This is a genomic window from Paenibacillus peoriae KCTC 3763 (assembly GCF_000236805.1).
GTDB classification, from domain to species: domain Bacteria; phylum Bacillota; class Bacilli; order Paenibacillales; family Paenibacillaceae; genus Paenibacillus; species Paenibacillus peoriae.
Map to the genome: position 1 here is coordinate 132,150 of NZ_AGFX01000037.1, position 22,991 is coordinate 155,140.

Genomic DNA, 22,991 nt, shown 5'->3' on the forward strand with positions numbered 1-22,991 from the left:
CGTAATATTTATATATAAACTTTTTCATAAGGTGGGTGTCATGGTTACGTATAAAATTGATGAGGTCGCCAAGCAAAGTGGTCTGACCAAGCGAACCATTCGTTATTATGAGGAAATCGGTTTGTTGCCCTCCCCGCAGCGCAGCGAAGGTAATATGAGGCTGTATACGCAGGAGGATGTGGATTTACTTAAAAAAATAGTGAGCGCCAAGGAAGTGCTTGGTTTCTCCTTGCAAGAGCTGCAGCGCTACATGTCCGCAGCGGAGATGCTCAAGGGTCAACGGGAGGAATATCGCGAGCGTACGGATCATTTGCAACCTGCTGAGCGCCGGGCCATGCTGGTGGATATGGAGGTCACCCTGAACGAGCAATTGGAAATGATGGAGGGGAAAATCAACAGCATCCGCATGCTTCAGACTGAGCTGGAGGATCTGCGGGTCAGGGTTCGTGAACGGAAGGCTCTGCTTGATGAGGAGCTTGACAGCGACCCGTCATAACGAGGAATATGTACAATAAGATTTGGAGGTCACATCATTCATGAGTTTTAAAAATGGTTTACCTGATGAGTTAAAAGTCCCTGATGAGTTAAAAAAACAGTCAGGCTTGCTGTCTCAGCCTAGAGCCGTCTGGGCGGTCGCTTTTGCCTGTGTTATTTCATTTATGGGTTTGGGCTTGGTCGATCCGATTCTTCCGGCCATTGCCGATCAGCTTCATGCCACTAAAAGCCAGGTGTCGCTGCTGTTCACCAGCTATAATCTGGTGACCGGTGTTGCGATGCTGATTACGGGCGTCGTGTCCAGTCGACTGGGTGTCAAATGGACGCTGCTGACCGGGATATTGTTTATTATTGTATTTGCCGGATTGGGCGGAACCGCCAATACAGTTGGCGGAATTGTGGGCTACCGGGCAGGCTGGGGGCTGGGAAACGCCCTGTTTATTGCAACAGCACTGTCTGCGATTGTGGGCCTGTCCACCTCGGGAACAGCCAAAGCCATTATTTTATATGAGGCTGCACTGGGGCTCGGGATTTCTGTCGGCCCCTTGCTGGGTGGTGAGTTAGGCTCCATTTCCTGGCGCGGTCCGTTTTTTGGTGTTGCTGCATTGATGGTTGTGGGATTCTTGTTCATTACGTTTATGCTGCCTTCGATTCCGAAGCCTACCAAGCGCGGCTCACTTGCCGATCCGTTCAAAGCGCTTAGTTATCCGGCCTTGTTCACGCTCGGTATTGTGGCGTTGTTATATAATTTCGGATTTTTTACGTTGATGGCTTATTCTCCATATGTAATGCATTTGGACGAGCATGGTTTGGGTTATGTGTTTTTTGGCTGGGGGATTATGCTGGCCTTCACCTCGGTATTTGTAGCACCAAAGATTCAAGCGCGCTTCAGCGTGGTATCTTCCATTAGTGTCATGCTGACGCTGTTTGCCATTGATTTAGGCGTTATGGCGGTCGGGACAGTGGCAGATTCGCCAGCAACGGTCATTGTCGCGGTGATTGCGGCGGGTGTTTTTCTGGGGATCAATAATACATTGATTACAACTGCTGTGATGCAGGCCGCTCCGGTAGAGCGCTCGACAGCATCTGCGGCATACAGCTTTATGCGCTTTTTGGGCGGGGCGATCTCGCCGTGGCTTGCCGGGAAGCTGTCAGAGTGGTACACAGCAGAAACTCCGTTTTATTTTGGTGCATTGATGGTCCTGATGGGTGTAGCAGTGCTGATCGTACGCCGTCGACATATGCAGAATATTCGGGTCGATGCGCATTAAGACTGAACCTCTGAGGAGAAAAGAGTATGAGCGAATACAAGCATATTCTGGTCACGATGGGTGGCTTAGAACAAAGGAGAACATAAGCATGAAGCAGCATTTATTTATTGGTGGTAAATGGAAAGCAGCTCAAGCGTATACGACATTAAAATCACCGTATTCCGGGGAGGCTATTGCTGAGGTAGCAGAAGCCACAACTGAGGATGCGAAAGCTGCCATTCAGGCCGCATCTGACGCACGCGCACAGATGCGGGCCATGCCTGCACATCAGCGCTCAGCCATTTTGGAAAAACTGGCTGACCTGCTGGAAGAGCGGCGCGATGAGGCTGCGCGTATCATTGCCCGCGAAGCGTCCAAACCATGGAAGGCCGCGCTGGCAGAAGTTGACCGGACGGTGCAGACCTACAAGTTTGCAGCCGAAGAAGCCAAGCGTATTCACGGGGAAACGATCCCGCTGGATGCCGCACCGGGCGGCGAGGGCCGTATGGCTTATACGCTTAAGGAACCCGTCGGTGTGGTGGGAGCCATCACACCCTTTAACTTCCCGATGAACCTGGTCGCCCACAAGGTTGGCCCTGCACTTGCGGCAGGCAATACGGTTGTATTGAAGCCTGCCGAGCAGACCCCGCTTTCGGCTTACCTGATCGCAGAGCTGCTGGAGCAGGCCGGATTGCCTGCTGGCGCGCTTAACGTGATCAGCGGTGACGGCCAAACCATCGGTGACGTGCTTGTCACCGATCCGCGCGTCAGCTATATCACCTTTACCGGAAGTCCGGCGGTGGGCACGGAAATTCGCTCCAAGGCTGGCTTGAAGCGGGTTACGCTGGAACTGGGCTCCAACGCAGCGGTCATCATCGACCGCTGTGTGAGCGGAGCGTTTGCCAATCAGGGGCAGGTATGCATCTCGATTCAACGTATTTACGTTGTTGATGCATTGTACGATACCTTTGTTGCCCGTTTTATCGAGGCGACCCAACGTTTGAAAGTCGGCGATCCGTTGGAGCCGGACACGGACATATCCGCACTCATATCAGCCAAGGATGTCCAACGTGTCCGTGAGTGGCTGGATGAAGCGGTTCAAGCAGGCGCGAGCATCGCTCTGGGGGGACAAGCCAAGGGCGCTATACTGGAGCCCACGGTTCTGCTGAATGTGGACCCGGCTTCCAAAGTGTCCTGTCGCGAGGTGTTTGCTCCACTTGTGCTGATTCACCCGGTGAGCTCTATAGATGAAGCTGTAAGCCATGTGAACCATTCGATTTATGGCTTGCAGGCAGGGATTTATACCCGTAATATCGTGACTGCACTGGATGCGGCAGACAAGCTTGAGGTTGGTGGTGTGGTCATCAATGACATTCCGAGCTTCCGTGTCGACCACATGCCGTATGGTGGTGTGAAGCAAAGCGGCACCGGACGCGAGGGCGTGAAATACGCCATGGAAGAAATGCTGGAGACCAAGCTGGTCATTATTAAAAGGTAAGCCATTTTAAGCAGTATAGACCTCAAATTTCGTATTTGCGCAAAATGTCCTCTGATCATCCTTCTATTTTAATTATCACAAGATACAAAAAACCACCGGATACAGGATCTCGCCTGAAAAAGCTCCGGTGGTTCTCTATGCCCAGTATGAAATTCTCGCTATGGAAGTCCATGGTTTTTGTCGGTTAGCTATAGTGACGCGTATCACGGTTCAAAAGTAGCTGTACATGATGAATCTCTGATGTAGACTATGTAGGGTAGCAAGCTGTAGTTATAGCATTTTTTTGAGCTGGGATATACGGGCTTGGGAAACTTCAAGTATTTTGGCATATTCGTGCTGTGCTGCATTGGGGTGCTTGTGCATTAATTCCTTCAGGCTATTGAGCATCTGTTGTGTCGATCGGCGCAGACGTTTGGGCTCCCTGTTAGAGCGATCTCTGGTGGCTAAAGCTGATTTGGCTGGCCTTATCATGGGACTAAAATTCGTACCACTCTTTAAGCTTTCAATACATTCCACGCAAATAAAGCTGTCTCTAAAATAAGTTAGCTGCTCTGTTGAACCACACATTTTGCACGTCACCCCCGTATATTTTCGTAGGGCGAGAATACCGATTTCCTCATCTACAAAAATTTCAACAGGATCCCCCACATTGTAATCCATGGAAATTCGCATTTCTTTGGGGATGACGATACGGCCTAACGCATCTAGGGGACGTGTCATACCTGTACTTTTCAATTGATAACCTCCTTTTTTTATATCCTTATAATACTAAATAAAGTGGGCAAAAAAGAATAGGCTTAGAGGAGCAATCGCATATATTAAGTAAACTGTTGAAAAGCATACAATAATATTCCATAATATGTTCTATTTTTTTGCATTCTTTTCTATGGAAACCTATACTTATGGCTAAAGCTGACGTCAAGAGAAGGTAAAAGTGTGAGGAGGAAATTAACCATGTACTCCATCAGAGAAGTTCAAATCAAGAGTGGATTGCCTGCATCAACACTTCGTTATTATGAAAAAGAGGGAATATTACCTGATGTCGGTCGGGATGAAGGTGGAAGAAGAGTATATACAGATAAGCAAATCGACTGGATCAGGTTTGTCATGGCTATGAAAGATACCGGAATGACGATTGAAGAGATTAAGGCATACCTTGAGCTTAATGCCAAAGGCCAAGCCACCATACATGAGAGAAGAGATCTTCTCGTAGCCCATAAGAAAAAGGTAGAAGAGCATATGGCTCAAACGCAGAGCAATTTGGAGAAAATCATTCAGAAGATAGCTTATTATGATCATGTGGTTATGGGAAAAGGCCTCTCTGAATAGAGCGCACAGCACATGCTTGCCAAGGCTGTGAGAAGAAGTATAAAAGGGATGAACAGCAAGCCTTCAGATGGGCTGCTGTTCATCCCTTTAGTGCGTAAAGCAGCTTTACATGCTGTGTGTCGCTCTCATGCCTTGCTGGTTGTTACTTCCATACTGTTGCATATTACCGCTGCCTGCATAATGCTGCCCAGTCGTACCCATGTGTTGCGGAAAGCTTTGACCCATTTGGCTGCCTGTACCATACGAGGATGGCTGCATACTGCGGGAGGCGTAGTTATTGCCGAATCCGGGCTGAGTCATTTGGCTGCTGGAGCGCATGGTGTTTTCCAGCTGACTGCACAATTGAATGACTTGCTGGCATTGCTGTACGGCTTGTTGGTGGTGCTGGATGGCAGTTTGGATCATTTGAGCTGCATTACGTTCACGTTGCACCAGGTCTTCAAGACTCGACGCATTTTGTTGCTCCTGTTGCAGCAACTGCTGATACATGGCAGTTCCTTGCTGTGTTTGTTGGACCAATTGCTGCATAATTTGTTCACATTGATGAAGCTGTTGTTGTGGACCCATGGTGTTGTACATTGATCATTAATCTCCTTCGCCAGGTAGTTTTAGGTTTTAGAACCTTCATATATTGTGGCGAAGGAAGACCATATATATGCACAATTTTGGCTACAGGCTGGACACCAGTATAGACGTAAATTCCTCTAGGAATACACGATCTTCATGGTCAAAGCGGCCTTTTAGCGGGCTGTCAACGTCCAGCACTCCAATCAGTTTCTCGTTCTTGATCAGAGGGATCACGATTTCGCTATTGGAAGCAGCGTCACAGGCGATATGTCCTGGAAATGCATGCACATCGTCAATGACTAGCGTTCTCCGTTCTGCTGCGGCTGTACCACATACGCCGCGCCCCAGTGGAATCCGTATACATGCAGGCAAGCCCTGGAAAGGTCCAAGTACAAGCTCGGTGCCATCATAAAGATAGAAGCCGCTCCAGTTAACATCCGGCAGAAAATGACCTAGTAGTGCAGAAGCGTTCGCCAGATTGGCAATGGTATTGGATTCATCGTGAACAAGTGCCCGGAGTTGCCCGAGAACGGATTCGAATTGTTCCTGACGAGTACCTTCGTAAGGGATAGCTTGAAACATGTAGAGTTCACGCTCCTAACATTGATTTTTACATGATCTGTTGTATACGCTACCAAAAATAGGTAATTATTCAAGCGACTTTTACCATTGGTTAATTAATTTAAGATATAACGATTGTATACATTCAGTCAAGAGGAAATCCACCTGTAACCTTTCGATAATCTCCGTACTCTAACCTCTTGTACACCATAATTTTTGGAAAATACAGGGGTTGTTAAGCTTGTGCAAAAGGCGCAGGAACATTCAAAAAACGTGACAGACAAGAGCTTTACCTTGGACGGAGCGAAACAATGGAGTATGGGTGGTGAGTTTTTATACATAAGAGCTTCTAAACATTAAAGAAGGTTGTGTTTGTTGGAGGTGTATGCTTAAATGTAGCGTATATTTGTTGTCATTTTAATCTGGAAGGATGATTGAACGTGTGTGCATATGCATGTAAGGGGCATATACCACCGCTGGAAAGCCAGCGTCTTCGCCTGCGAAGAATGGAAACCACGGATGCTGCTATGATGTTCATGTGCTGGTCTGATCCGGAGGTTCGCCGTTATTTGAACCTTTCCGGCATGTCTGGACGTGAGGATGCTGAGGATATGATTGAGCTGTTGAATGAACTGGCGAAGACGGAGGATGCACTGCGCTGGGGGATTGAACTGAAGGAGAATGGGAAGCTGATTGGAAGCTGTGGTTTTAATTATTGGCAGACGGAGGGGGCTTATAAAGCTGAAATTGGCTATGAGCTGGCCAAGCCTTATTGGGGGCAGGGCTACATGACCGAGGCGCTGCGGTTGGTGCTGTCATTCGGGTATGGTACGATACGGTTGAATCGGATGGAAGCATTGGTGGACCCGCGCAATACAGGTTCGCAAGCCTTGCTGTCCTCCATGGGCTGGACACAGGAAGGGCTGTTGCGGCAGGTGCAGCATACATCTACAGGCTTTAAGGACATGTTCATGTATTCTTTACTGCATGAAGAGTGGCTCAGACTGGAGGCGAAACGAAATGCTGTTTCAGTATAACGGCGGGACGTCGCTGTTGCACAGGCTGGGGCCATTAAGCAAGCTGATATGGGTAGGGTGTTTTAGTCTGCTGTCGATGGCATGGGATTCGACCTTGCATGAAGCGGCGCTATTGGCTGTACTGATCGCTGTGGCCTGGCTAGGCGCACGGTTGACCTTGGTACGCCAGTTTCGGGCGATGTCGTTCCTGATTGGTTTGGGTATTCCGTATTTTATATTGTCTATTCTGGCGATTCGAGCAGGACATACAGTGATATCCTGGGGACCGATTGTGATTACAACAGAAGGACTGGATATCGCAGGGGCGTTAACGCTACGGATTTTTATACTGTTTTTGGCTTCTTATATCTATCTCTCGACAACGGACCCCAGAGATTTTGTACAGGCCTTGAACCTGCATTTGCGTGTTCCTTATCGGTTTGCGTTCGGCATTTCGGTGGCGCTGACGTTTTTGCCTTTGCTGGAAGAGGAAGGACATACGATTATGGCGGCACGACGGGTTCGTGGGCAGAAAACACCACGAGGGCTGAGGAATCGATTATCCTATTGGAGCGGATATGCGGCTGTAGTGCTGGTGAATGCAGTGAGACGGGTCCAGCAGACTGCGCTGGCAATGGAGGGAAAAGGGTTTGGGGCTTATGCGGACCGTACCTATCTTCGCGAACTGGGCATTGACCGCTTCGGCTACATATGTGCTGTAGTTGCTGTAATAGCTACGGCTGTTTTATGGTGGAGCTTATAAACAACAACCTCTTTTTCACTCACATTGTCAACTTTTAAAATAAATTTCGGTTGACAATATGGATGCGGGTGAATACATTTATACAGTAGCAGCTTGTTCAGGAACTGGGGCTGTTGCCTTAAATATGTAGATTATGGAGAGGAGTTATGAAAATACATTATGAAGGAATCTCGTATTTTCGCAAAATTTACGACGCTGGATATCGTACTAATGGCGATGCTGGCGACGTTGAACGGCGTCATGACTGTTTATTTGTCGCTGGTTAACAAAACGTTAAACAGTCTGGGAGGGCCTATCGCGACTTCCACTATTGTCGGACTGTACATGATATACGGTTTGCTGGCCTATTATATTATTCGTAAGCCGGGTACGGCAGTTATTGCTTATTCATTTGGCGCAGTGGTACAGTCCTTTATAGGCTCTGCTTATGGATTCGCTTCTATAATCGCGGCGGCTGTCTGCTATATGATCGTTGCTGAGCTGGTTTTTGCCTTGTTGCGCTATCGACGCTGGAATATGGCTTCGCTGATGCTGGCGGGTGGAGCTATGGTTCCGCTGTGGTTTATCGTGGCAGCCAATATGTTTGGCTATATGCATTGGGGCTGGAAGGTGCTGACGATTACACTGGTTGTGCGCATCCTCAGCGGTATTTTCCTTTGTGGTCTGCTCACGAAAGTGTTGGGCGATGCCTTGAACCGTACAGGGCTGTTAAAACGGTTTGAACTAGGACGCGTTTCACGTACATAGCCATGACTATGTACGAGGTTGTATCCTTCAAAAATGGGGATAGAGGACATGTGGGTGATGGTTGAACATAACGATGAACATAACGATTATGATTCTGGATATAAAATAGCCGTATCCTTGAAGGATTTTGGCTACTGTTATGATGATCAGGCGGAGCCGGCGTTACATGGCTTGACGCTGAACATTATGACGGGTGAGCATGTGGCGATTGTCGGAGCCAGCGGAAGCGGAAAGTCTACGCTGTGTCAGCTGCTTCATGGCGGATTGTCCCGTTCGGGCGAGGGCGAACGGACCGGAAAACTGACCGTGTACGGCCTAGACCCCGACACGGCTGACCTGGCGGCTGTCGCCTCCACCGTTGGCGTCGTGCTTCAGGACCCGGATGCCCAACTGGTGCAGGGAATCGTCGAAGACGAGATTGCTTTCGGGCCGGAGAACCTGCGCGTGCCTCCGGCAGAAATTGCGCAGCGTCTCACTGCTGCGCTGGAGGCCGTCGGCCTCGCTCCCGAGCGCGGCTCCTTCGTGCGCCGCCTCTCGGGAGGCCAGCGCCAACGCACCGCCATTGCTGCGGTGCTGGCGCTGGAAACGCCGCTGGTCGTGTTCGACGACGCCGCGGCGCAGCTGGACCCGCCGGCTGTACGCGACTTCGTCGGGCTTTGCCGGCGGCTCCATGCCGCAGGCCGGACGGTGGTCACCGCGTCCGGCCGCATGGACGATGCCGCGCGGGCTGCGCAGCGCGTCATCGTCCTGAAGGGCGGGGCCGTGCTGCTGCAAGGCCCGCCGGACACGCTGCTGCGCGAACATAGTGCGCAGCTGGCCGCCTTGGGGCTGCTCCCCTCTCCCGCAGGGAGGGGAGACGTGCCCCGTGAGCCGGGGGCGAAGCCCGGCTCGGCGGCTGACCGCACCGGGCAGCCGTTGCTGGAGGTGAAGGGGCTGACCTTCACCTATCCCGGCAGCCAGCGGGCAGCGCTGGCAGGCGTGAGCCTTGCCCTTGCGCCCGGCGAACGAGCCGTTCTGCTGGGCGAGAACGGCTCTGGCAAAACCACGCTTGGCAAGCTGCTCATGGGCCTGCTGCCTGCCCCCATGGGGTGCATGTGGTGGCAGGGGCAGGATATGGCGAAGCTGCCAATTCATCAGCTGGCCACCGGGATCGGCTACGTGTTTCAGCAGCCGGAGCATCAGTTTGCGGCAGCAACGGTGTGGGAAGAATGCTTGTACAGCGTTCGCGTCAAGCTCGGTTTACGGACCGGAGAGCCGATTCCCGCCGCGTATGAGGAACGGGCACGGCGCTTGCTGGCCGCCGCCAGACTGGATCACAGACTGGATGCTTCTCCGTACCTGCTGAGTGGAGGCGAAAAAAGGCTTTTAAGCGTAGCGGCACAGTTTATCCTGCCGAAAAAACTGTACATTTTGGATGAGCCTACCGCCGGAACGGACTACGAAGGTGCGAACATGCTGCTCCGTATGTGTGCAGAACAGTCTGCCGAAGGTGCGGCCTTCCTGATCATCACCCACGATATGCAGGTAGCCCAAAGCTTTGCCAGCCATGTTCTGCGCATGGAAGAGGGGCATCTCCATAAAATGGAAAATAGTGGGGTTTATCCTACGATTACAGTTGACAAAAATTGAGTGTATGGTAGACAATAATATGTACATCGCATACAACAGGCGGCCTATATAGGCCGCCTGTTTACCATTATGCAGTGTGGGTAATATTGATCTGTGCAGGCGAATCGCACAGGTACAACACAGTTCATACAAGGAAAGGATTTGTGATTTGCTTGGGACAAGATAAACCCATGAAGCGCGGACTTGTGCTGACAGGTATTCTGCTAGCCACCTTTCTGGCCGCGATTGAAGGAACAGTTATTGGCCCCGCGGGGCCGACGATTGTTAGTGAACTGGGCAGTGTGAATCTGCTTAGCTGGATTTTTACGGCATATTTGCTGACAATGGCTGTAACCACGCCTATTTTCGGTAAGCTTAGCGATTTATTTGGCCGCAAACCGATTTTTCTGATCGGCTGTTCGTTGTTTGTGCTTGGATCTTTGCTGTGTATGCTGGCTGGCAGTATGGAGCAGCTTATTTTGTACCGGGCTATTCAAGGGATTGGAGCGGGCGGTGTTATTCCCGTTACCTTTACCATCATCGGAGATATATACAAAATGGAGGAACGCGGCAAAATTCAGGGCATGATCAGCTCGGTATGGGGGATTTCTTCCCTGATCGGCCCTCTCCTCGGCGGTTATGTGGTTACTTATTTTGGCTGGGAATGGATTTTCGGCTTTAATATTCCCTTTGGGCTGGTGGCGATGTTCTTTATCGCCCGTTACCTGCGGGAACAGGTGAGCAAGCGCGTTGCACGCGTTGACGTGCCGGGAGCAATTACCTTTACCATCGGGATGACGGCTCTTTTGCTCGTATTGGCGCTGGGCGGGCAGTATATTAGCTGGGCTTCTCCTGAACTGCTGGCCTTGGCTGCTGTAGCTATCTTGTTCCTGATTCTGTTTTTGGTTATTGAAAAACGCGCTCAGGAACCGATGGTGCCCCTGAAGCTATTCCGGATAAGGGATATCGCCTTTTCTTGTGCCGCAGCGCTCCTGATCAGCACCTTGCTGATCGGGCTGACTAGCTATCTGCCACTATGGATTCAAGGCGTGCACGGCGGGGATGCTGCTTCATCCGGTCTGGCCCTCGCTCCGATGTCGGTCGGCTGGCTGTTTGGCTCCATGATCGGAGGACGCATTTTACTGACACTGGGCTCTCGTCGAACCTCATTGATCGGACTGACACTGATTGTATTGGGAGCCTTCGTCATGACCTTGATGGGGCAAACGGCACCCATCTGGCTGCTCTTTCTGTCTACATTATTGTACGGATTGGGCTTCGGCTTCTCGATGACCGTGTTTACAATTATTGCCCAGTCCTCGGTCGGGTTCCAGCTGCGTGGTGCGTCCACAGCTTTGAATACGTTCCTGCGCACGCTAGGGCAAACGATAGGAGTTGCAGCCTTCGGTTCATGGCTGAATTATCGCATTGCTGCCCAGACAGCAGATGGACAGCTTACACAGCAAGGCATTACACAGGAGGATATTAATGGTCTGCTTGCACCTCATGCTTCACAAAGCCTGAGTGACCAGGCAGCGGGTATTCTCCGTTCTGTACTGGAAAACAGTCTGTATTCTCTGTTCATCATCATGGTCTTCATTGCGGTGATTAGCTGGTTTGTCGTGCTTGGGCTGCGGAACCGCCCACCGGGTACGGAAGAGGGAGCGGATGGGCGCATAATGTCACCACAGAGAGAACATGCGTAAGAGACAATCCTCTACGAACAATATTGATGTTGTTGCCCAGTTCCAGCAACGCTAAGAAAGACGTTTCCGGTTACCCGGAAACGTTTTTCTTCATTCTGATCAGCATAAAGTCTTCCTCGAAAACTACTTCCCATTTCTGGAAAATAACCCTCACTCACCTGATGAGTCGTCAATGTACATTGAGTAGCGTCTAGGTAGTTAATGAATTCTGGTGTATCAATGCAACTGTAACGCTTGTGTTAAAAGAGTTTACCTTCACCAGATATCGCTATATTGGGCGAAACTGCGTATTCAGCAGTTGTGTTCCATATTTTGCCCAATTGACTTTATACCCGGACATCATTATTATCTTACAGTATAAGATAAAAATCAGAAGGTGTTGTGGCCAATGGATTATAAAGCATCAGCAACAGAACTATTCGAGTGTATCGTCAAATCGCGCAAACCGGTATTAGAGGATCGAGTGCACTTCTCCCGTGGTGAAATGGGGATTCTCATCGCTCTGAGCCATCAGGACGGGGTTACCTCGGGCCACTTGAGCGACTACTTGTCTGTCAGTACGGGACGGGTAGCAACGGCGCTGAAAAGTTTGGAGAAGAAAGGGTTGGTTGTACGACGTACGGATGTCAACGACAAACGCAAGGTGATCGTATTCATTACGGATTCAGGCAAGCAATTTATGATTGACAGGTATAACGAAGGAGTCGCATGGAGCGAGAAAATTCTTCGAAAGCTGAACGAACAGGATGCCAAAGAATTTATCCGACTCATCAAGCTTATTGTCTCTAAAAACTAAATTGCACCAACACCTAAGATTTTCAGATAAAAGGAGAACAACAGAATGCTGAAGATATTCAAATATCTCAAGAAAAATGAATGGATGTTCGTGTTATGCAGCCTGGCCTTCATCGTTGTGCAGGTGTGGCTTGATTTGAAGCTGCCTGATTATATGGCCGAAATCACAACCAAGCTGCAAACAGCAGGAACGCCGATGTCGGAACTGCTGATTCCCGGTAGTTACATGCTGTTGTGTGCCGTCGGCAGTATGACTGCATCTATTATTGTCGGCTATTTTGCGGCAAAGGTCGCGGCAGGGCTGGCCATGCGTCTGCGTGCGATGGTCTTTGACAAGACCTTATCTTTTTCGATGGAAGAGATGAACAGCTTTTCAACAGCCAGCCTCATCACCCGCTCCACGAACGATGTTACCCAAATTCAAACGGTGGTTGCGCTGGGGCTGCAGGTGATCATCAAGGCACCGATTCTGGCCGTGTGGGCCATTATAAAGATTGCGGATAAAAACTGGCAGTGGACCGCTTCTACAGGGGCGGCCGTGGCTGTCCTGATCTTGATGCTGAGTGTCATTATTATTTTCGCTCTCCCCAGTTTCCAAAAAATCCAGCGTCTCACCGATAATCTGAACAGGGTAACACGTGAGCATCTGACCGGACTTCGGGTGGTGCGCGCTTATAATGCAGATCAGTATCAGGAGGAGAAGTTCGGGCAGGCCAATGTCGAATTGATGAATACAAACCTGTTTGCGAACCGGTTAATGACAATGGTTGGCCCGGGTATGACCTTTATTATGTCGGGTCTGAGTGTCTCTATCTATTGGATTGGTGCTTACCTGATTAACGGAGCGGCCGTGCCGGACCGCATTGCGTTGTTCTCTAATATGGTCGTATTCTCCTCTTATGCGATGCAGGTGGTCATGGCCTTTATGATGGTAAGTATGATCTTCTTCCTGATGCCTCGAGCTTCGATTTCTGCCAAACGGATTATGGAGGTATTGAATACCGAATCCCGCATCATTGACGGGCATGAGACGGTTGGAGAAGAGGGTGTTATGGGCCAGGTGGAATTCCGTAATGTCAGCTTCAAATATCCGGATGCGGAGGAGCCTGTGCTTCACAACATTAGCTTCACGGCAAAACAGGGTGAGACGGTTGCCTTTATTGGCGCAACAGGCAGCGGCAAAACCAGCGTAATCAATCTGATTTCCCGTTTCTACGATGTGACCGGGGGAGAGGTGCTCGTGGATGGGGTGAATGTCAGAAACTATAAGCAGCAGACACTCCATAACAAAATAGGGTATGTCCCTCAGAGAGCCGTGCTTTTTAGCGGTACAGTGGCATCCAACGTTTCGTATGGCGATAACGGAAGAGCAGAAGCTTCGGAGAAACTCGTCCAAGCAGCCGTAGGGATTGCCCAAGGTACAGAGTTTGTCGAAAAAATGGACGGTCAGTATCAGGGACGGATTTCACAAGGTGGAGCGAACGTGTCCGGTGGTCAAAAGCAGCGTCTGTCCATTGCGCGTGCCATCTACCGTCGGCCAGAGATTTATATTTTCGATGATTCCTTCTCGGCACTGGACTACAGAACAGACCGGATTCTGCGCTCCGCGCTTAAAAAAGAAACCGGCCATGCTACGACACTCATTGTTGCTCAGCGCATAGGCACCATTAAGGACGCTGACCGGATTATCGTACTGGACCAGGGCGAGATTGTAGGGAACGGTACACATGAAGAGCTGATGGCGAGCTGCGGGACCTATCAGGAGATCGCTTATTCGCAGCTTTCGAAGGAGGAACTCGTACATGGATAAGAATGAACACACCGCAGACAGCAACAATATGAAGTCGAAACAGCAAGGTCCCATGGGTGGAGGTCCTGCGGGAGGCATGGGTGCTGGTCAAAAAGCGAATAATTTTAAGAAGACCATTAAGCAGCTCTTATCCTACGGTAAGGCTTATGTGCCTATGATTATACTCTCTATAGTGCTGGCGCTGGCCGGTTCCGTCTTCAACGTGATTGGTCCGGGCAAGCTCAGCGATATTACCAACCTGATCCAGCAAGGAATCGTAACAGGGATTGATGTGAATGCTGTCCAGAAGATTGTTCTTGTATTGGCGGTTTTGTATGGTCTCGGCCTTATCTTTAATTATTTCCAAGGTTTCATTACGGTAACCGTGTCACAGCATCTTACAAAGAAGATGCGGACAGAACTGTCCCGAAAAATCAATCATATGCCTTTGAAATATTTTGATGCTACGAGCTATGGTAATGTGCTTAGCCGTGTGACCAACGATGTCGATACCATCGGACAAACGTTAAACAATAGTCTTGGTACGCTTGTCAGTGCGCTGGCAACCTTCGTGGGCGCATTGGTTATGATGCTGTATACGAACTGGATCATGACCATTACCGGGATTGTAGCTACGCTGATCGGTTTTTTACTGATGACCGTAATTATGAAGCATTCACAAAAATATTTTGTAGCACAGCAAGCGGAGCTTGGCCAGCTCAACGGTCATATCGAAGAAACCTATGCTGGTCATAGCGTAGTCAAGGTATATAACGGAGAACAAGCAGCCAAGGAAGTGTTCCATGGCGTTAACGGCCGCTTATATACAAATGCATGGAAATCCCAGTTCATGTCTGGTCTGATGATGCCGGTTATGATGTTCATCGGGAATTTCGGTTATGTCGCGGTCTGTGTCGTAGGCGCTTTGCTGGTGAACCAACATGCGATAACGATTGGAACAATTGTGGCCTTTATGGTATATATTCGTCTGTTTACACAGCCCTTGTCACAGTTGGCACAGGCCGCAACCAATCTACAATCGGCGGCTGCCGCCAGTGAACGTGTATTCGAATTTCTGGGTGAAGAAGAATTGGCGGATGAGAGCGATAAGACCATGAAGCTGGAGAACGCCAAAGGGGAAGTTGAATTCAAACATGTCCGCTTCGGTTATAACGAAGACCGTATGATTATCCAAGACTTCTCCATGAAAGCTGAAGCCGGCCAGAAAGTTGCCATTGTTGGTCCGACAGGCGCCGGTAAGACGACACTCGTGAACTTGCTCATGCGGTTCTATGAGCTGAACGGCGGGGAAATCTATATTGATGGAACTCCGAGCAGCCAGTTAACACGTAAGAATATTCATGAACTATTCTGTATGGTGCTGCAGGATACCTGGCTGTTTGAAGGAACGATCCGTGAGAATATCGTCTTTTCCAAAGAGCATGTTACCGATGAACAGGTAGAGGCCGCATGTAAAGCGGTGGGGCTGCACAGCTTCCTTAAAACACTGCCGCAGGGCTATGATACGATGTTGGACGACAAAGCCAATCTCTCTGCCGGTCAAAAGCAATTGATTACCATTGCAAGAGCCATGATTGAAGATGCACCCATGCTCATTCTGGACGAGGCCACAAGCTCAGTCGACACGCGTACGGAATTGCTGATTCAACAGGCGATGGACCGGCTTACAGTAGGGAAAACCTCCTTTGTGATTGCCCACCGCCTCTCGACAATCAAGAACGCCGATCTGATTCTGGTCATGAAGGACGGCAACATTATCGAAACAGGCAAACATGAGGAATTGCTGGCTAAAGGCGGCTTCTATGCCGATCTATACAACAGTCAGTTTGAACATGCTTCTTAAAAATAACAGTTCTAATTTTAGAAAAACAGGATAATAGCTTTTGAGACAAGAATACGAATTCTTTATACAAAAGAAGAGACAGTCCAGAACACCCGAATAAGGGGACGGGCTGTCTCTTTTTCAACTTCAACGATCAAGCTCACCACCGAATTGTGAATGATGGAACCCTTTAAATGGTAAAATGGGCTTAATAGAGTGCAATACAAAATTTATTTTTTAATTGCATGATGGGGTACTAAAGAACTATTTTTTTGAATTCGTTTGCAAGTAGAGTATTTTATGAATGTTTTTGAATGATTATGAATGGTTTTGGATGAAAACAAAGCAAGCAACCTGACAATATTGAATATGCAAAAAAAGCAAGTGGAATTTTTTAACAGAATGCAATACGAATGAAAGAAAACAAAATTTTCAGAAAATTACTAGGAAAATATGAGGATAAAATTCAGAAGGTATCCTGTTTTTAGGCTCAAATAAAGGGGCTTTTCAGTCTATATCAATCGATTGTCATACCGTATAAAATGGCCCTACCAACCAAAAAGTTGGCTTTCTGCTCCAGAAAGAAATAATTAAAGCAAGGGAGATGAGGGACTTGAAAATCAACAAATTTTTCAGAAAAGCGACCACATTAACTGTAGCAACCACATTGCTATTGGGAGGGGGCATTCAGGCTTTTGCTGAAAAAACGGATGATTCTGATCTCAAAACAGACAATGCATTTACCCAGATTACACGCCATGACATGCTGAATATTTTCAAACAGCAAGGCAAAGAGAAATTTGAGGTTCCGTCCTTCGATGCATCAACCATCAAGAATGTTTCTTCGGCAAAAGGCCGCGACGGTTCAGGCAAGCTGATTGATCTGGATGTCTGGGACAGTTGGCCGTTACAAAATGCCGATGGTACAGTAGCCAATTACAAGGGGTATAATATCGTGTTTGGACTGGCAGGCGACCCTAAAAGAGCGGAGGATACATTCATATATCTGTTCTATCAAAAAGCGGGTAACACCTCGCTGAACGGCTGGAAAAATGCCGGAAGAGTATTTAAAGACAATGACAAATTACTTGCAAACGATCCGATTCTAAAAAATCAGGCAGAAGAATGGTCCGGTTCGGCGACCTTAACCTCTGATGGACAAGTGCGATTATTTTATACCAGCAGACAGCCCTTTGCCCCAAACAATCAATTATACGGTAAACAAACCTTGACTACGGCTCAAATTAATCTCTCTCAACCTGATGATGAAACGCTTAAAGTGGATGGCGTCGAGGATCTTAAACCGATTTATGACGGTGGAGATGGGAAAACCTATCAAAATGTTCAGCAAAGCGTCGGCGTGGATATGGATAATCATACGCTTAGAGACCCTCACTATATTGAGGATCAAGGCCGCAAGTATATCATATTTGAAGCGAACACAGGGACGGAGACAGGCTACCAAGGGGAAGATTCACTTCAAAACTCAACTTATTATGGCGGCAATAAAAAATTCTTCACGGAAGAACTACATAATTTGTTGCAAAGCCCCAAGAAAAAGGGAGCTGAATTGGCAAACGGCGCACTCGGCATTGTTGAATTGAATAATGACTTTACCTTGAAAAAAGTGATGCCACCTCTGATTGCGTCCAATTTGGTAACCGATGAGATTGAACGGGCAAATGTGTTCAAAATGAATGGCTTGTGGTACTTATTTACGAGCACGAGAGGCTCCAAGGTAACTGTTGATGCGATCGGTGACGATGATATTTACATGCTGGGTTATGTTTCTACTTCCTTGACAGGGCCTTACAAACCGCTGAATGGAACCGGTCTCGTTCTCCATCAGGACCTGGATCGCGATGATATTACCTGGACGTATGCCCATTTTGCTATTCCGCAAGGCAAAGGCAATAACGTAGTTGTTACCAGCTATATGACCAATCGAGGGCTTTTCCCGGATCACAAATCTACTTTCGCGCCAAGCTTCCTGCTGAATATTAAAGGCTCGAAAACCTCTGTTGTGAAAAACCGTATTCTGGAGCAAGGGCAAATCGCGATTGATCCAACGAATGATAAAGATGAACCTCCATATGAGTATGGAAAGAAATAAATAGATATATGCAGTATGTCCGCAGGCGGCAGCTTGGAAGCTTACCGATCTGTCGCCCATCGGACGGTACATAAGAGGCAATGAGAGGTAAGGAGGATCGTCATCATGAAAAAAATAGCTTCCAAGAGCATTTGGATACGATCCGTTGTAGTCATCGCAGGCTTAACGATATTCATAGCTTTGGGCTGGAGTATGCATCAGTGGGATGCGGGTAAAACTCCAATACCTCCAACACCAACCTATCGGGCGGCCTATCATTTTACCGTTCCGGATAAGTGGAAAAATGATCCGCAGCGGCTCATTTATATGGATGGACAATATCATTATTACTATTTGTATAATCGAGACTATCCCGAAAAAAATGGTACAGAATGGCGGCATGCCACCTCAACCGATTTGGTTCATTGGAAGGATGAGGGCGTGTCGATTCCCAAATATACCAATCCAAATGGTGACCCGTGGTCTGGATCGGTTGTGATCGATGATAACAACAGCGCCGGGTTTGGAAAAGGTGCTCTGGTAGCGATTGTGACGCAGCCTTCCGCAAATGAAGGGAAGCAAGAGCAATTTTTGTGGTATAGCATCGACAAAGGCAAGACATTTACTTCTTATGGTGATACTCCTGTGATGACGAATCCAGGAACGAAGGATTTCAGAGACCCGAAAATCATACGGGATATCAATAGTGATAAATGGATCATGGTTATGGCGGAAGGTACGAAGATTGGTTTTTATGAGTCTGACAACTTAAAGAAATGGCGTTATATGAGCGGCTTTAGCACCGAAAATATCGGGCTTGTGGAGTGTCCCGACCTCTACCAAATGCGAGCGGACGATGGAACCTACAAATGGATTCTCGGCGCAAGCGCAAACGGGAAATCAACAGGTGAACCTAACACGTATGCCTACTGGACTGGAAATTTCGATGGCAACCATTTTTCTCCGGACCATAGTAAGCCTGAGTGGCTGGATTATGGCTTTGACTGGTATGGGGCGGTGACGTTCGAGGAGGGAAAGTGCAGCGATAAATATAGCTATCGCTATGCGCTGGCCTGGATGAACAATTGGGATTATGCCAACAACACACCTACTTTAAAAGAAGGCTTTAACGGGATGGACTCCGTTGTGCGTCAAATTCGGCTGAAGCATGTAGATGGGCTTGGTTACCACTTGGTTTCACAACCGGTCAAAGCTTTGAAGCAATTACCTACTTCAATGGAGTCATTTGCGCAGATCAAGGTTAATGGTACGCACACGCTTCCGGTGAAGGCAGAAGCTTATCAGCTAGAGGCGGATATTTCATGGTCAACGATCGAAAATGTGGGCTTGAGACTACGAGAATCCAAGGATGGCATACGTCATGTAGATGTCGGCGTTTCTTTGGAAGGACGATACTCTTACGTCAACAGAGCGTATACCGGACAACCGGATCAGAGTAGAGCCTATATAGAGAGCAAAGCGCCTTTTGATGTGAACCAGAGAAACGTTCACCTGAAAATTCTAGTCGATAAAACCAGTATTGAAGTATTCGTAGATGACGGAGCGGTGGTGCATTCCAGTTTAATCTTCCCGCGTTTGGATGATCAGGGAATTACCCTTTTTACCACTGGCGGCACAGCTATGTTTAAAAATGTGGTCATCAGCAATTTTATCGTTAAGTGAGCGATATATGCGTCTGGGGCTACTGTTCATCGCCATAGATAAAAAGCCCACCCCACTTTACACGTGGGGCGGACTCTTTGTGAAAAATACCACTTACTGTTAGTTAATGAATCGATCTGGGAAGTCTACTTGTGATAGGGTGACAGGTTATCGGCGCTGCGCCCCAATTTTTTAAGCAAACCGATCAGCTGATCTCTTTCGGTTTCGCTGATGCCGCTAAAGGCACGTTCAATCTGACGTGTATAGTCAGGATAAATTTCATCCATGACGCGTTGTCCCTCATCCGTCAATTCTGCATATATAATTCGACGATCCTGGTCACACGGGTGACGGTGCAAATAACCACGGTTTTCCAACTTGTCGATAACATAAGTGACATTTCCACTTTGCAGTAAAAGCTTGGCTCCAATCTGCTGGATCGGCTGCGCTCCCTTGTGATATAGAACTTCCATCACGGCGAAGGCCGTTGGGTTGAAACCCACCGTTTTGATGCCAGCAACCGCATGTTCGTTTACACTTTTGAATGACTTGGCAAACACGCTATACAAATGCATGGATTGCTGTGTCACCAATGTTCGGTAATCTATCATCTTCATTCCGCCTTTATGTATGGATTTGGGCATCCTTTGACCGCTCGGTTCGGATGACCGGGCAACCATACCCTTGTTACTAGCATAAAGGGATTCACGTAGGGAAAACATGCGATTTGTCACAGTAGCTGCGTTTTTAACTATTTAATTTCAAAGCTTTAAAGTAAATTTTTGATAAATAAAGGTTTGGAATGTAAGAAACCCGTTCCGGTTGGTTATATTAAAAAATAACCTAACAATATAAATCCCAAATAACAAAATAGGTTATTCAGAGGAGATGAGGCACATGGATACGGGTTCTTTCCGTTTTCAATTTCGTGATCCGCAGCAGGCTGTAGAGGCCTGTGAAACATTAAAGGAAATCGGATACGCTGCCAGCACAAACGGTGACACGGGTCTCAGTGTTCATGTTGAGAACCAGGATGTGCTGTCTGCACTGGAGATTTGCCAAGCCTATGAAGGAAGCATGATTGAGACGGGAATTCTCTCTTTTCGTCCAGGTGCGGATGGTAATATTGGTGCGCAAAACCCCGGCTATAGCCCGGAGGATTGGATTATCCCGGCGCACGTTATCAATGAAGATTGGAGCGAAGCGTATAAAAACGGCTCTTCTCATACGTACACCAACACAACAGAGGAGCACAACGTCAGCTCGGATCAACAACCGGAGGACGAAGTGGATGGTTTTTCAGGCAGCATCCATATTTAGCTTTTGAGCAAACTATTCCCGATCCTGTGGCTGGTTGCTGCTACTTTGGCAGCGGTGGATATTTCATAAATCAAGTGAGAACCTTTGTCTTTTAAAGAGACAGAGGTTCCTTTTTTTGTGTATGGGCCAGAACTGTCCTTTTATTTTGGAAGGATGCTCACATTTCTTTCCCATGTATAGTGCATAAGTTTACGTGGACAATGAATAATATGGATAGCATTTTCCTAAGGAGGAAATAAACTTGATGCTGGCTGATAACAGATTACTCATTGCTGCTCTAGGCGGTGTAAATGAAATCGGGAAGAACATGTACTTCATCCAATACGATCAGGATATTGTCGTTATCGATTGTGGCTCCAAGTTTCCTGACGAAAATTTGCCTGGTATTGACCTCATTGTGCCGGATGTCACCTATTTGCTGGAAAATCAGGATAAAGTCAGAGCGCTCATTGTAACTCATGGGCATGAGGATCACATCGGGGGCATTCCTTATTTGCTGAAGCAAATCAATATTCCCGTATTTGGAACAAAGCTCACCATAGAATTGTTAAAGATTAAGTTAAAAGAGCACGGTCTTTTACGTGATGCTGAGCTTCATCTTATAGATGCGAATTCAACCGTCGATATAGGCACGATCCAGGCATCCTTTTTCACCACCGTTCACAGCATCCCGGATTGCCTGGGTGTCTTTTTTCAGACACCGGAAGGAAATGTGGTCCATACCGGCGACTTCAAATTCGATATGTCTCCCGTAAGCGGGCCCTTTCCGGATCTTCATCGAATGGCCGAGATTGGAAAAAAAGGGGTGAAAGTGCTTCTCTCTGAAAGCACAAATGCAGAAAGGCCGGGATTTACACCTTCAGAACGTCTGGTTGGCGGACATATTCTGGATGCATTCGCCAGAGCCAAGCAGCAGGTATTTATCTCCACGTTCGCTTCCAATGTGAACCGTGTCCAGCAAGTCATTGACGCGGCTGTGGAAACAGGCCGCAAACTGGTTTTGCTCGGACGCAGTATGATCAATGTGGTGTCGGTGGCGAAGGAACTGGGCTTCTTGAAAATGCCGGAGGACTTGCTGATCGAGCCGGGAGAAACAGAGCGGTTCCCCGCAGAAGAAATCGCAGTTTTATGCACAGGAAGTCAGGGCGAGCCTATGGCCGCATTGTCCCGTTTGGCCAATTCCTTGCATCCCAAAATCGAAGTTTTGCCCGGTGATACTGTCATCATTGCCGCGGGAGCCATACCCGGGAATGAACGAAATCTTTCCCAGGTGATTGACAACCTGTATGTGCTAGGTGCCGAGGTTATTTATGGATCAGGCAGCTCCACTGGGATGCATGTATCCGGTCATGGTAGCCAGGAAGAGCTAAAATTAATGATGACACTGATGAAGCCACAGTATTTGATTCCTATACATGGTGAATTCAGAATGTTGTATCGGCATCGTCAATTGGCGGAGTCTGTGGGGATTCCGATGGAAAATGTATTTATCGTCCATAATGGTGATACCATTCAAATTGAAGAAGGAAGGGCGGCCTTGGGCCCTAAAGTGCCATCCGGCAATAGTCTGGTCGATGGGCTGGTAACAGGTGACGTAGGCAATATTGTGCTGCGAGACCGGAAAAAGCTTGCTTCAGACGGAATGCTGATTATTGTAATGACGATAAGCAAAAACGAGAAGCAAATACTCGCAACGCCCGAGGTCATTTCAAGGGGATTTGTATATGTCAAGGATTCCGAAGACCTCATGAATCAAATCCACGAAACGATCATGTCCACAGTGAATGAGCTGACAGAAACTGAAATGAGTCAGTGGAGTCTGATTAAGCAGATGCTAAAAGATGATGTAGGCGGGTTTATTTACAGTCAGACCAAGAGAAGACCCATGATTTTACCGATCATTATTGAGGTTTAGGAATAGCGGCAAACATCAAAACAAGATGGATCTTG

Annotated in this window: 20 protein-coding genes; 17 read left to right on the top strand and 3 right to left on the bottom strand. The window is 48.1% G+C overall.

The annotated features are described in order from the left end of the window. Positions 1-40 precede the first annotated feature (40 nt). The 3 genes from KQI_RS0118760 (at position 41) to KQI_RS0118770 (ending at position 3,243) form a co-directional block, all read left to right on the top strand. A complete protein-coding gene (locus tag KQI_RS0118760; RefSeq protein WP_010348413.1) occupies positions 41-496 on the top strand; it encodes a MerR family transcriptional regulator in 456 nt (151 codons plus the stop codon). A 40-nt stretch (positions 497-536) separates the two neighbouring features. Further along, positions 537-1,766: an MFS transporter gene (locus tag KQI_RS0118765; protein ID WP_010348414.1), complete on the top strand. Its 1,230-nt coding sequence runs from the start codon at positions 537-539 to the stop codon at positions 1,764-1,766. A gap of 88 nt (positions 1,767-1,854) precedes the next feature. Continuing rightward, complete coding sequence (locus KQI_RS0118770; protein WP_010348415.1) at positions 1,855-3,243, top strand: aldehyde dehydrogenase family protein; 1,389 nt, start codon at positions 1,855-1,857, stop codon at positions 3,241-3,243. A gap of 270 nt (positions 3,244-3,513) precedes the next feature. On the opposite strand, the gene KQI_RS0118775 is transcribed toward KQI_RS0118770, so the two are convergent. After that, a complete protein-coding gene (locus KQI_RS0118775; RefSeq protein ID WP_010348416.1) occupies positions 3,514-3,978 on the bottom strand; it encodes an AbrB/MazE/SpoVT family DNA-binding domain-containing protein in 465 nt (154 codons plus the stop codon). Between the two features lie 219 nt (positions 3,979-4,197). On the opposite strand from KQI_RS0118775, the gene KQI_RS0118780 reads away from it, so the two are divergent. Both KQI_RS0118780 and KQI_RS29840 read left to right on the top strand, forming a co-directional pair. Continuing rightward, positions 4,198-4,572 carry a MerR family transcriptional regulator gene (locus KQI_RS0118780; RefSeq protein ID WP_010348417.1) on the top strand — a complete coding sequence of 125 codons (375 nt, stop codon included), beginning with the start codon at positions 4,198-4,200 and terminating at the stop codon, positions 4,570-4,572. Positions 4,573-4,620: 48 nt separating this feature from the next. Then, positions 4,621-5,154 (top strand): hypothetical protein, encoded by a 534-nt coding sequence (locus KQI_RS29840; protein ID WP_039774547.1) that lies wholly within the window; start codon positions 4,621-4,623, stop codon positions 5,152-5,154. An 87-nt stretch (positions 5,155-5,241) separates the two neighbouring features. Here KQI_RS29840 and KQI_RS0118790 read toward each other — a convergent pair whose 3' ends face one another. Next, a complete protein-coding gene (locus KQI_RS0118790; RefSeq protein WP_007428736.1) occupies positions 5,242-5,721 on the bottom strand; it encodes a GAF domain-containing protein in 480 nt (159 codons plus the stop codon). A 419-nt stretch (positions 5,722-6,140) separates the two neighbouring features. On the opposite strand from KQI_RS0118790, the gene KQI_RS0118795 reads away from it, so the two are divergent. From KQI_RS0118795 to KQI_RS0118840, 10 genes are all read left to right on the top strand, one after another. Then, entirely contained in the window at positions 6,141-6,737 is a 597-nt protein-coding gene (locus KQI_RS0118795; RefSeq protein ID WP_010348419.1) for a GNAT family N-acetyltransferase, read from the top strand. After that, the gene (locus KQI_RS0118800; RefSeq protein ID WP_010348420.1) at positions 6,721-7,479 is read left to right on the top strand and encodes an energy-coupling factor transporter transmembrane component T family protein; all 759 of its coding nucleotides are present in this window, start codon (positions 6,721-6,723) and stop codon (positions 7,477-7,479) included. Before KQI_RS0118795 ends, KQI_RS0118800 begins: the two co-directional genes overlap by 17 nt. A 159-nt stretch (positions 7,480-7,638) precedes the next feature. After that, positions 7,639-8,226, top strand: a complete 588-nt coding sequence (locus KQI_RS0118805) for an ECF transporter S component (RefSeq protein ID WP_010348421.1) — start codon at positions 7,639-7,641, stop codon at positions 8,224-8,226. Between the two features lie 48 nt (positions 8,227-8,274). Next, a complete protein-coding gene (locus tag KQI_RS29675; protein WP_010348422.1) occupies positions 8,275-9,855 on the top strand; it encodes an ABC transporter ATP-binding protein in 1,581 nt (526 codons plus the stop codon). Between the two features lie 170 nt (positions 9,856-10,025). Then, positions 10,026-11,540 carry an MDR family MFS transporter gene (locus KQI_RS0118815; RefSeq protein ID WP_029390237.1) on the top strand — a complete coding sequence of 505 codons (1,515 nt, stop codon included), beginning with the start codon at positions 10,026-10,028 and terminating at the stop codon, positions 11,538-11,540. 388 nt (positions 11,541-11,928) lie between these two features. Beyond that, a complete protein-coding gene (locus KQI_RS0118820) occupies positions 11,929-12,336 on the top strand; it encodes a MarR family winged helix-turn-helix transcriptional regulator (protein WP_010348424.1) in 408 nt (135 codons plus the stop codon). 45 nt (positions 12,337-12,381) lie between these two features. Continuing rightward, positions 12,382-14,145: an ABC transporter ATP-binding protein gene (locus KQI_RS0118825; RefSeq protein WP_010348425.1), complete on the top strand. Its 1,764-nt coding sequence runs from the start codon at positions 12,382-12,384 to the stop codon at positions 14,143-14,145. Next, positions 14,138-15,988 carry an ABC transporter ATP-binding protein gene (locus KQI_RS0118830; RefSeq protein ID WP_010348426.1) on the top strand — a complete coding sequence of 617 codons (1,851 nt, stop codon included), beginning with the start codon at positions 14,138-14,140 and terminating at the stop codon, positions 15,986-15,988. The genes KQI_RS0118825 and KQI_RS0118830 overlap by 8 nt, the downstream gene beginning before the upstream one ends. Positions 15,989-16,580: 592 nt before the next feature. Beyond that, positions 16,581-18,080 (top strand): glycoside hydrolase family 68 protein, encoded by a 1,500-nt coding sequence (locus tag KQI_RS0118835; RefSeq protein ID WP_010348427.1) that lies wholly within the window; start codon positions 16,581-16,583, stop codon positions 18,078-18,080. Positions 18,081-18,185: 105 nt separating this feature from the next. After that, positions 18,186-19,742 carry a glycoside hydrolase family 32 protein gene (locus KQI_RS0118840; protein WP_010348428.1) on the top strand — a complete coding sequence of 519 codons (1,557 nt, stop codon included), beginning with the start codon at positions 18,186-18,188 and terminating at the stop codon, positions 19,740-19,742. Between the two features lie 125 nt (positions 19,743-19,867). On the opposite strand, the gene KQI_RS0118845 is transcribed toward KQI_RS0118840, so the two are convergent. Continuing rightward, positions 19,868-20,332, bottom strand: coding sequence for a MarR family winged helix-turn-helix transcriptional regulator (locus KQI_RS0118845; protein WP_010348429.1), 465 nt, complete (start codon positions 20,330-20,332; stop codon positions 19,868-19,870). 286 nt (positions 20,333-20,618) lie between these two features. Here KQI_RS0118845 and KQI_RS0118850 point away from each other — a divergent pair, with 286 nt between their 5' ends. Then, positions 20,619-21,041, top strand: a complete 423-nt coding sequence (locus KQI_RS0118850) for a hypothetical protein (RefSeq protein WP_010348430.1) — start codon at positions 20,619-20,621, stop codon at positions 21,039-21,041. A gap of 244 nt (positions 21,042-21,285) precedes the next feature. Beyond that, entirely contained in the window at positions 21,286-22,956 is a 1,671-nt protein-coding gene (locus KQI_RS0118855) for a ribonuclease J (protein WP_010348431.1), read from the top strand. Positions 22,957-22,991 lie beyond the last annotated feature (35 nt).

Bases quoted from the DNA above. Each gene is read 5' to 3' on its own strand.
- KQI_RS0118760 (WP_010348413.1), top strand. From the start codon at position 41: ATGGTTACGTATAAAATTGATGAGGTCGCCAAGCAAAGTGGTCTGACC.
- KQI_RS0118765 (WP_010348414.1), top strand. From the start codon at position 537: ATGAGTTTTAAAAATGGTTTACCTGATGAGTTAAAAGTCCCTGATGAG.
- KQI_RS0118770 (WP_010348415.1), top strand. From the start codon at position 1,855: ATGAAGCAGCATTTATTTATTGGTGGTAAATGGAAAGCAGCTCAAGCG.
- KQI_RS0118780 (WP_010348417.1), top strand. From the start codon at position 4,198: ATGTACTCCATCAGAGAAGTTCAAATCAAGAGTGGATTGCCTGCATCA.
- KQI_RS29840 (WP_039774547.1), top strand. From the start codon at position 4,621: ATGAACAGCAAGCCTTCAGATGGGCTGCTGTTCATCCCTTTAGTGCGT.
- KQI_RS0118790 (WP_007428736.1), bottom strand. From the start codon at position 5,721: ATGTTTCAAGCTATCCCTTACGAAGGTACTCGTCAGGAACAATTCGAA.
- KQI_RS0118800 (WP_010348420.1), top strand. From the start codon at position 6,721: ATGCTGTTTCAGTATAACGGCGGGACGTCGCTGTTGCACAGGCTGGGG.
- KQI_RS0118805 (WP_010348421.1), top strand. From the start codon at position 7,639: ATGAAGGAATCTCGTATTTTCGCAAAATTTACGACGCTGGATATCGTA.
- KQI_RS29675 (WP_010348422.1), top strand. From the start codon at position 8,275: ATGTGGGTGATGGTTGAACATAACGATGAACATAACGATTATGATTCT.
- KQI_RS0118815 (WP_029390237.1), top strand. From the start codon at position 10,026: ATGAAGCGCGGACTTGTGCTGACAGGTATTCTGCTAGCCACCTTTCTG.
- KQI_RS0118820 (WP_010348424.1), top strand. From the start codon at position 11,929: ATGGATTATAAAGCATCAGCAACAGAACTATTCGAGTGTATCGTCAAA.
- KQI_RS0118825 (WP_010348425.1), top strand. From the start codon at position 12,382: ATGCTGAAGATATTCAAATATCTCAAGAAAAATGAATGGATGTTCGTG.
- KQI_RS0118830 (WP_010348426.1), top strand. From the start codon at position 14,138: ATGGATAAGAATGAACACACCGCAGACAGCAACAATATGAAGTCGAAA.
- KQI_RS0118840 (WP_010348428.1), top strand. From the start codon at position 18,186: ATGAAAAAAATAGCTTCCAAGAGCATTTGGATACGATCCGTTGTAGTC.
- KQI_RS0118845 (WP_010348429.1), bottom strand. From the start codon at position 20,332: ATGATAGATTACCGAACATTGGTGACACAGCAATCCATGCATTTGTAT.
- KQI_RS0118850 (WP_010348430.1), top strand. From the start codon at position 20,619: ATGGATACGGGTTCTTTCCGTTTTCAATTTCGTGATCCGCAGCAGGCT.
- KQI_RS0118855 (WP_010348431.1), top strand. From the start codon at position 21,286: ATGCTGGCTGATAACAGATTACTCATTGCTGCTCTAGGCGGTGTAAAT.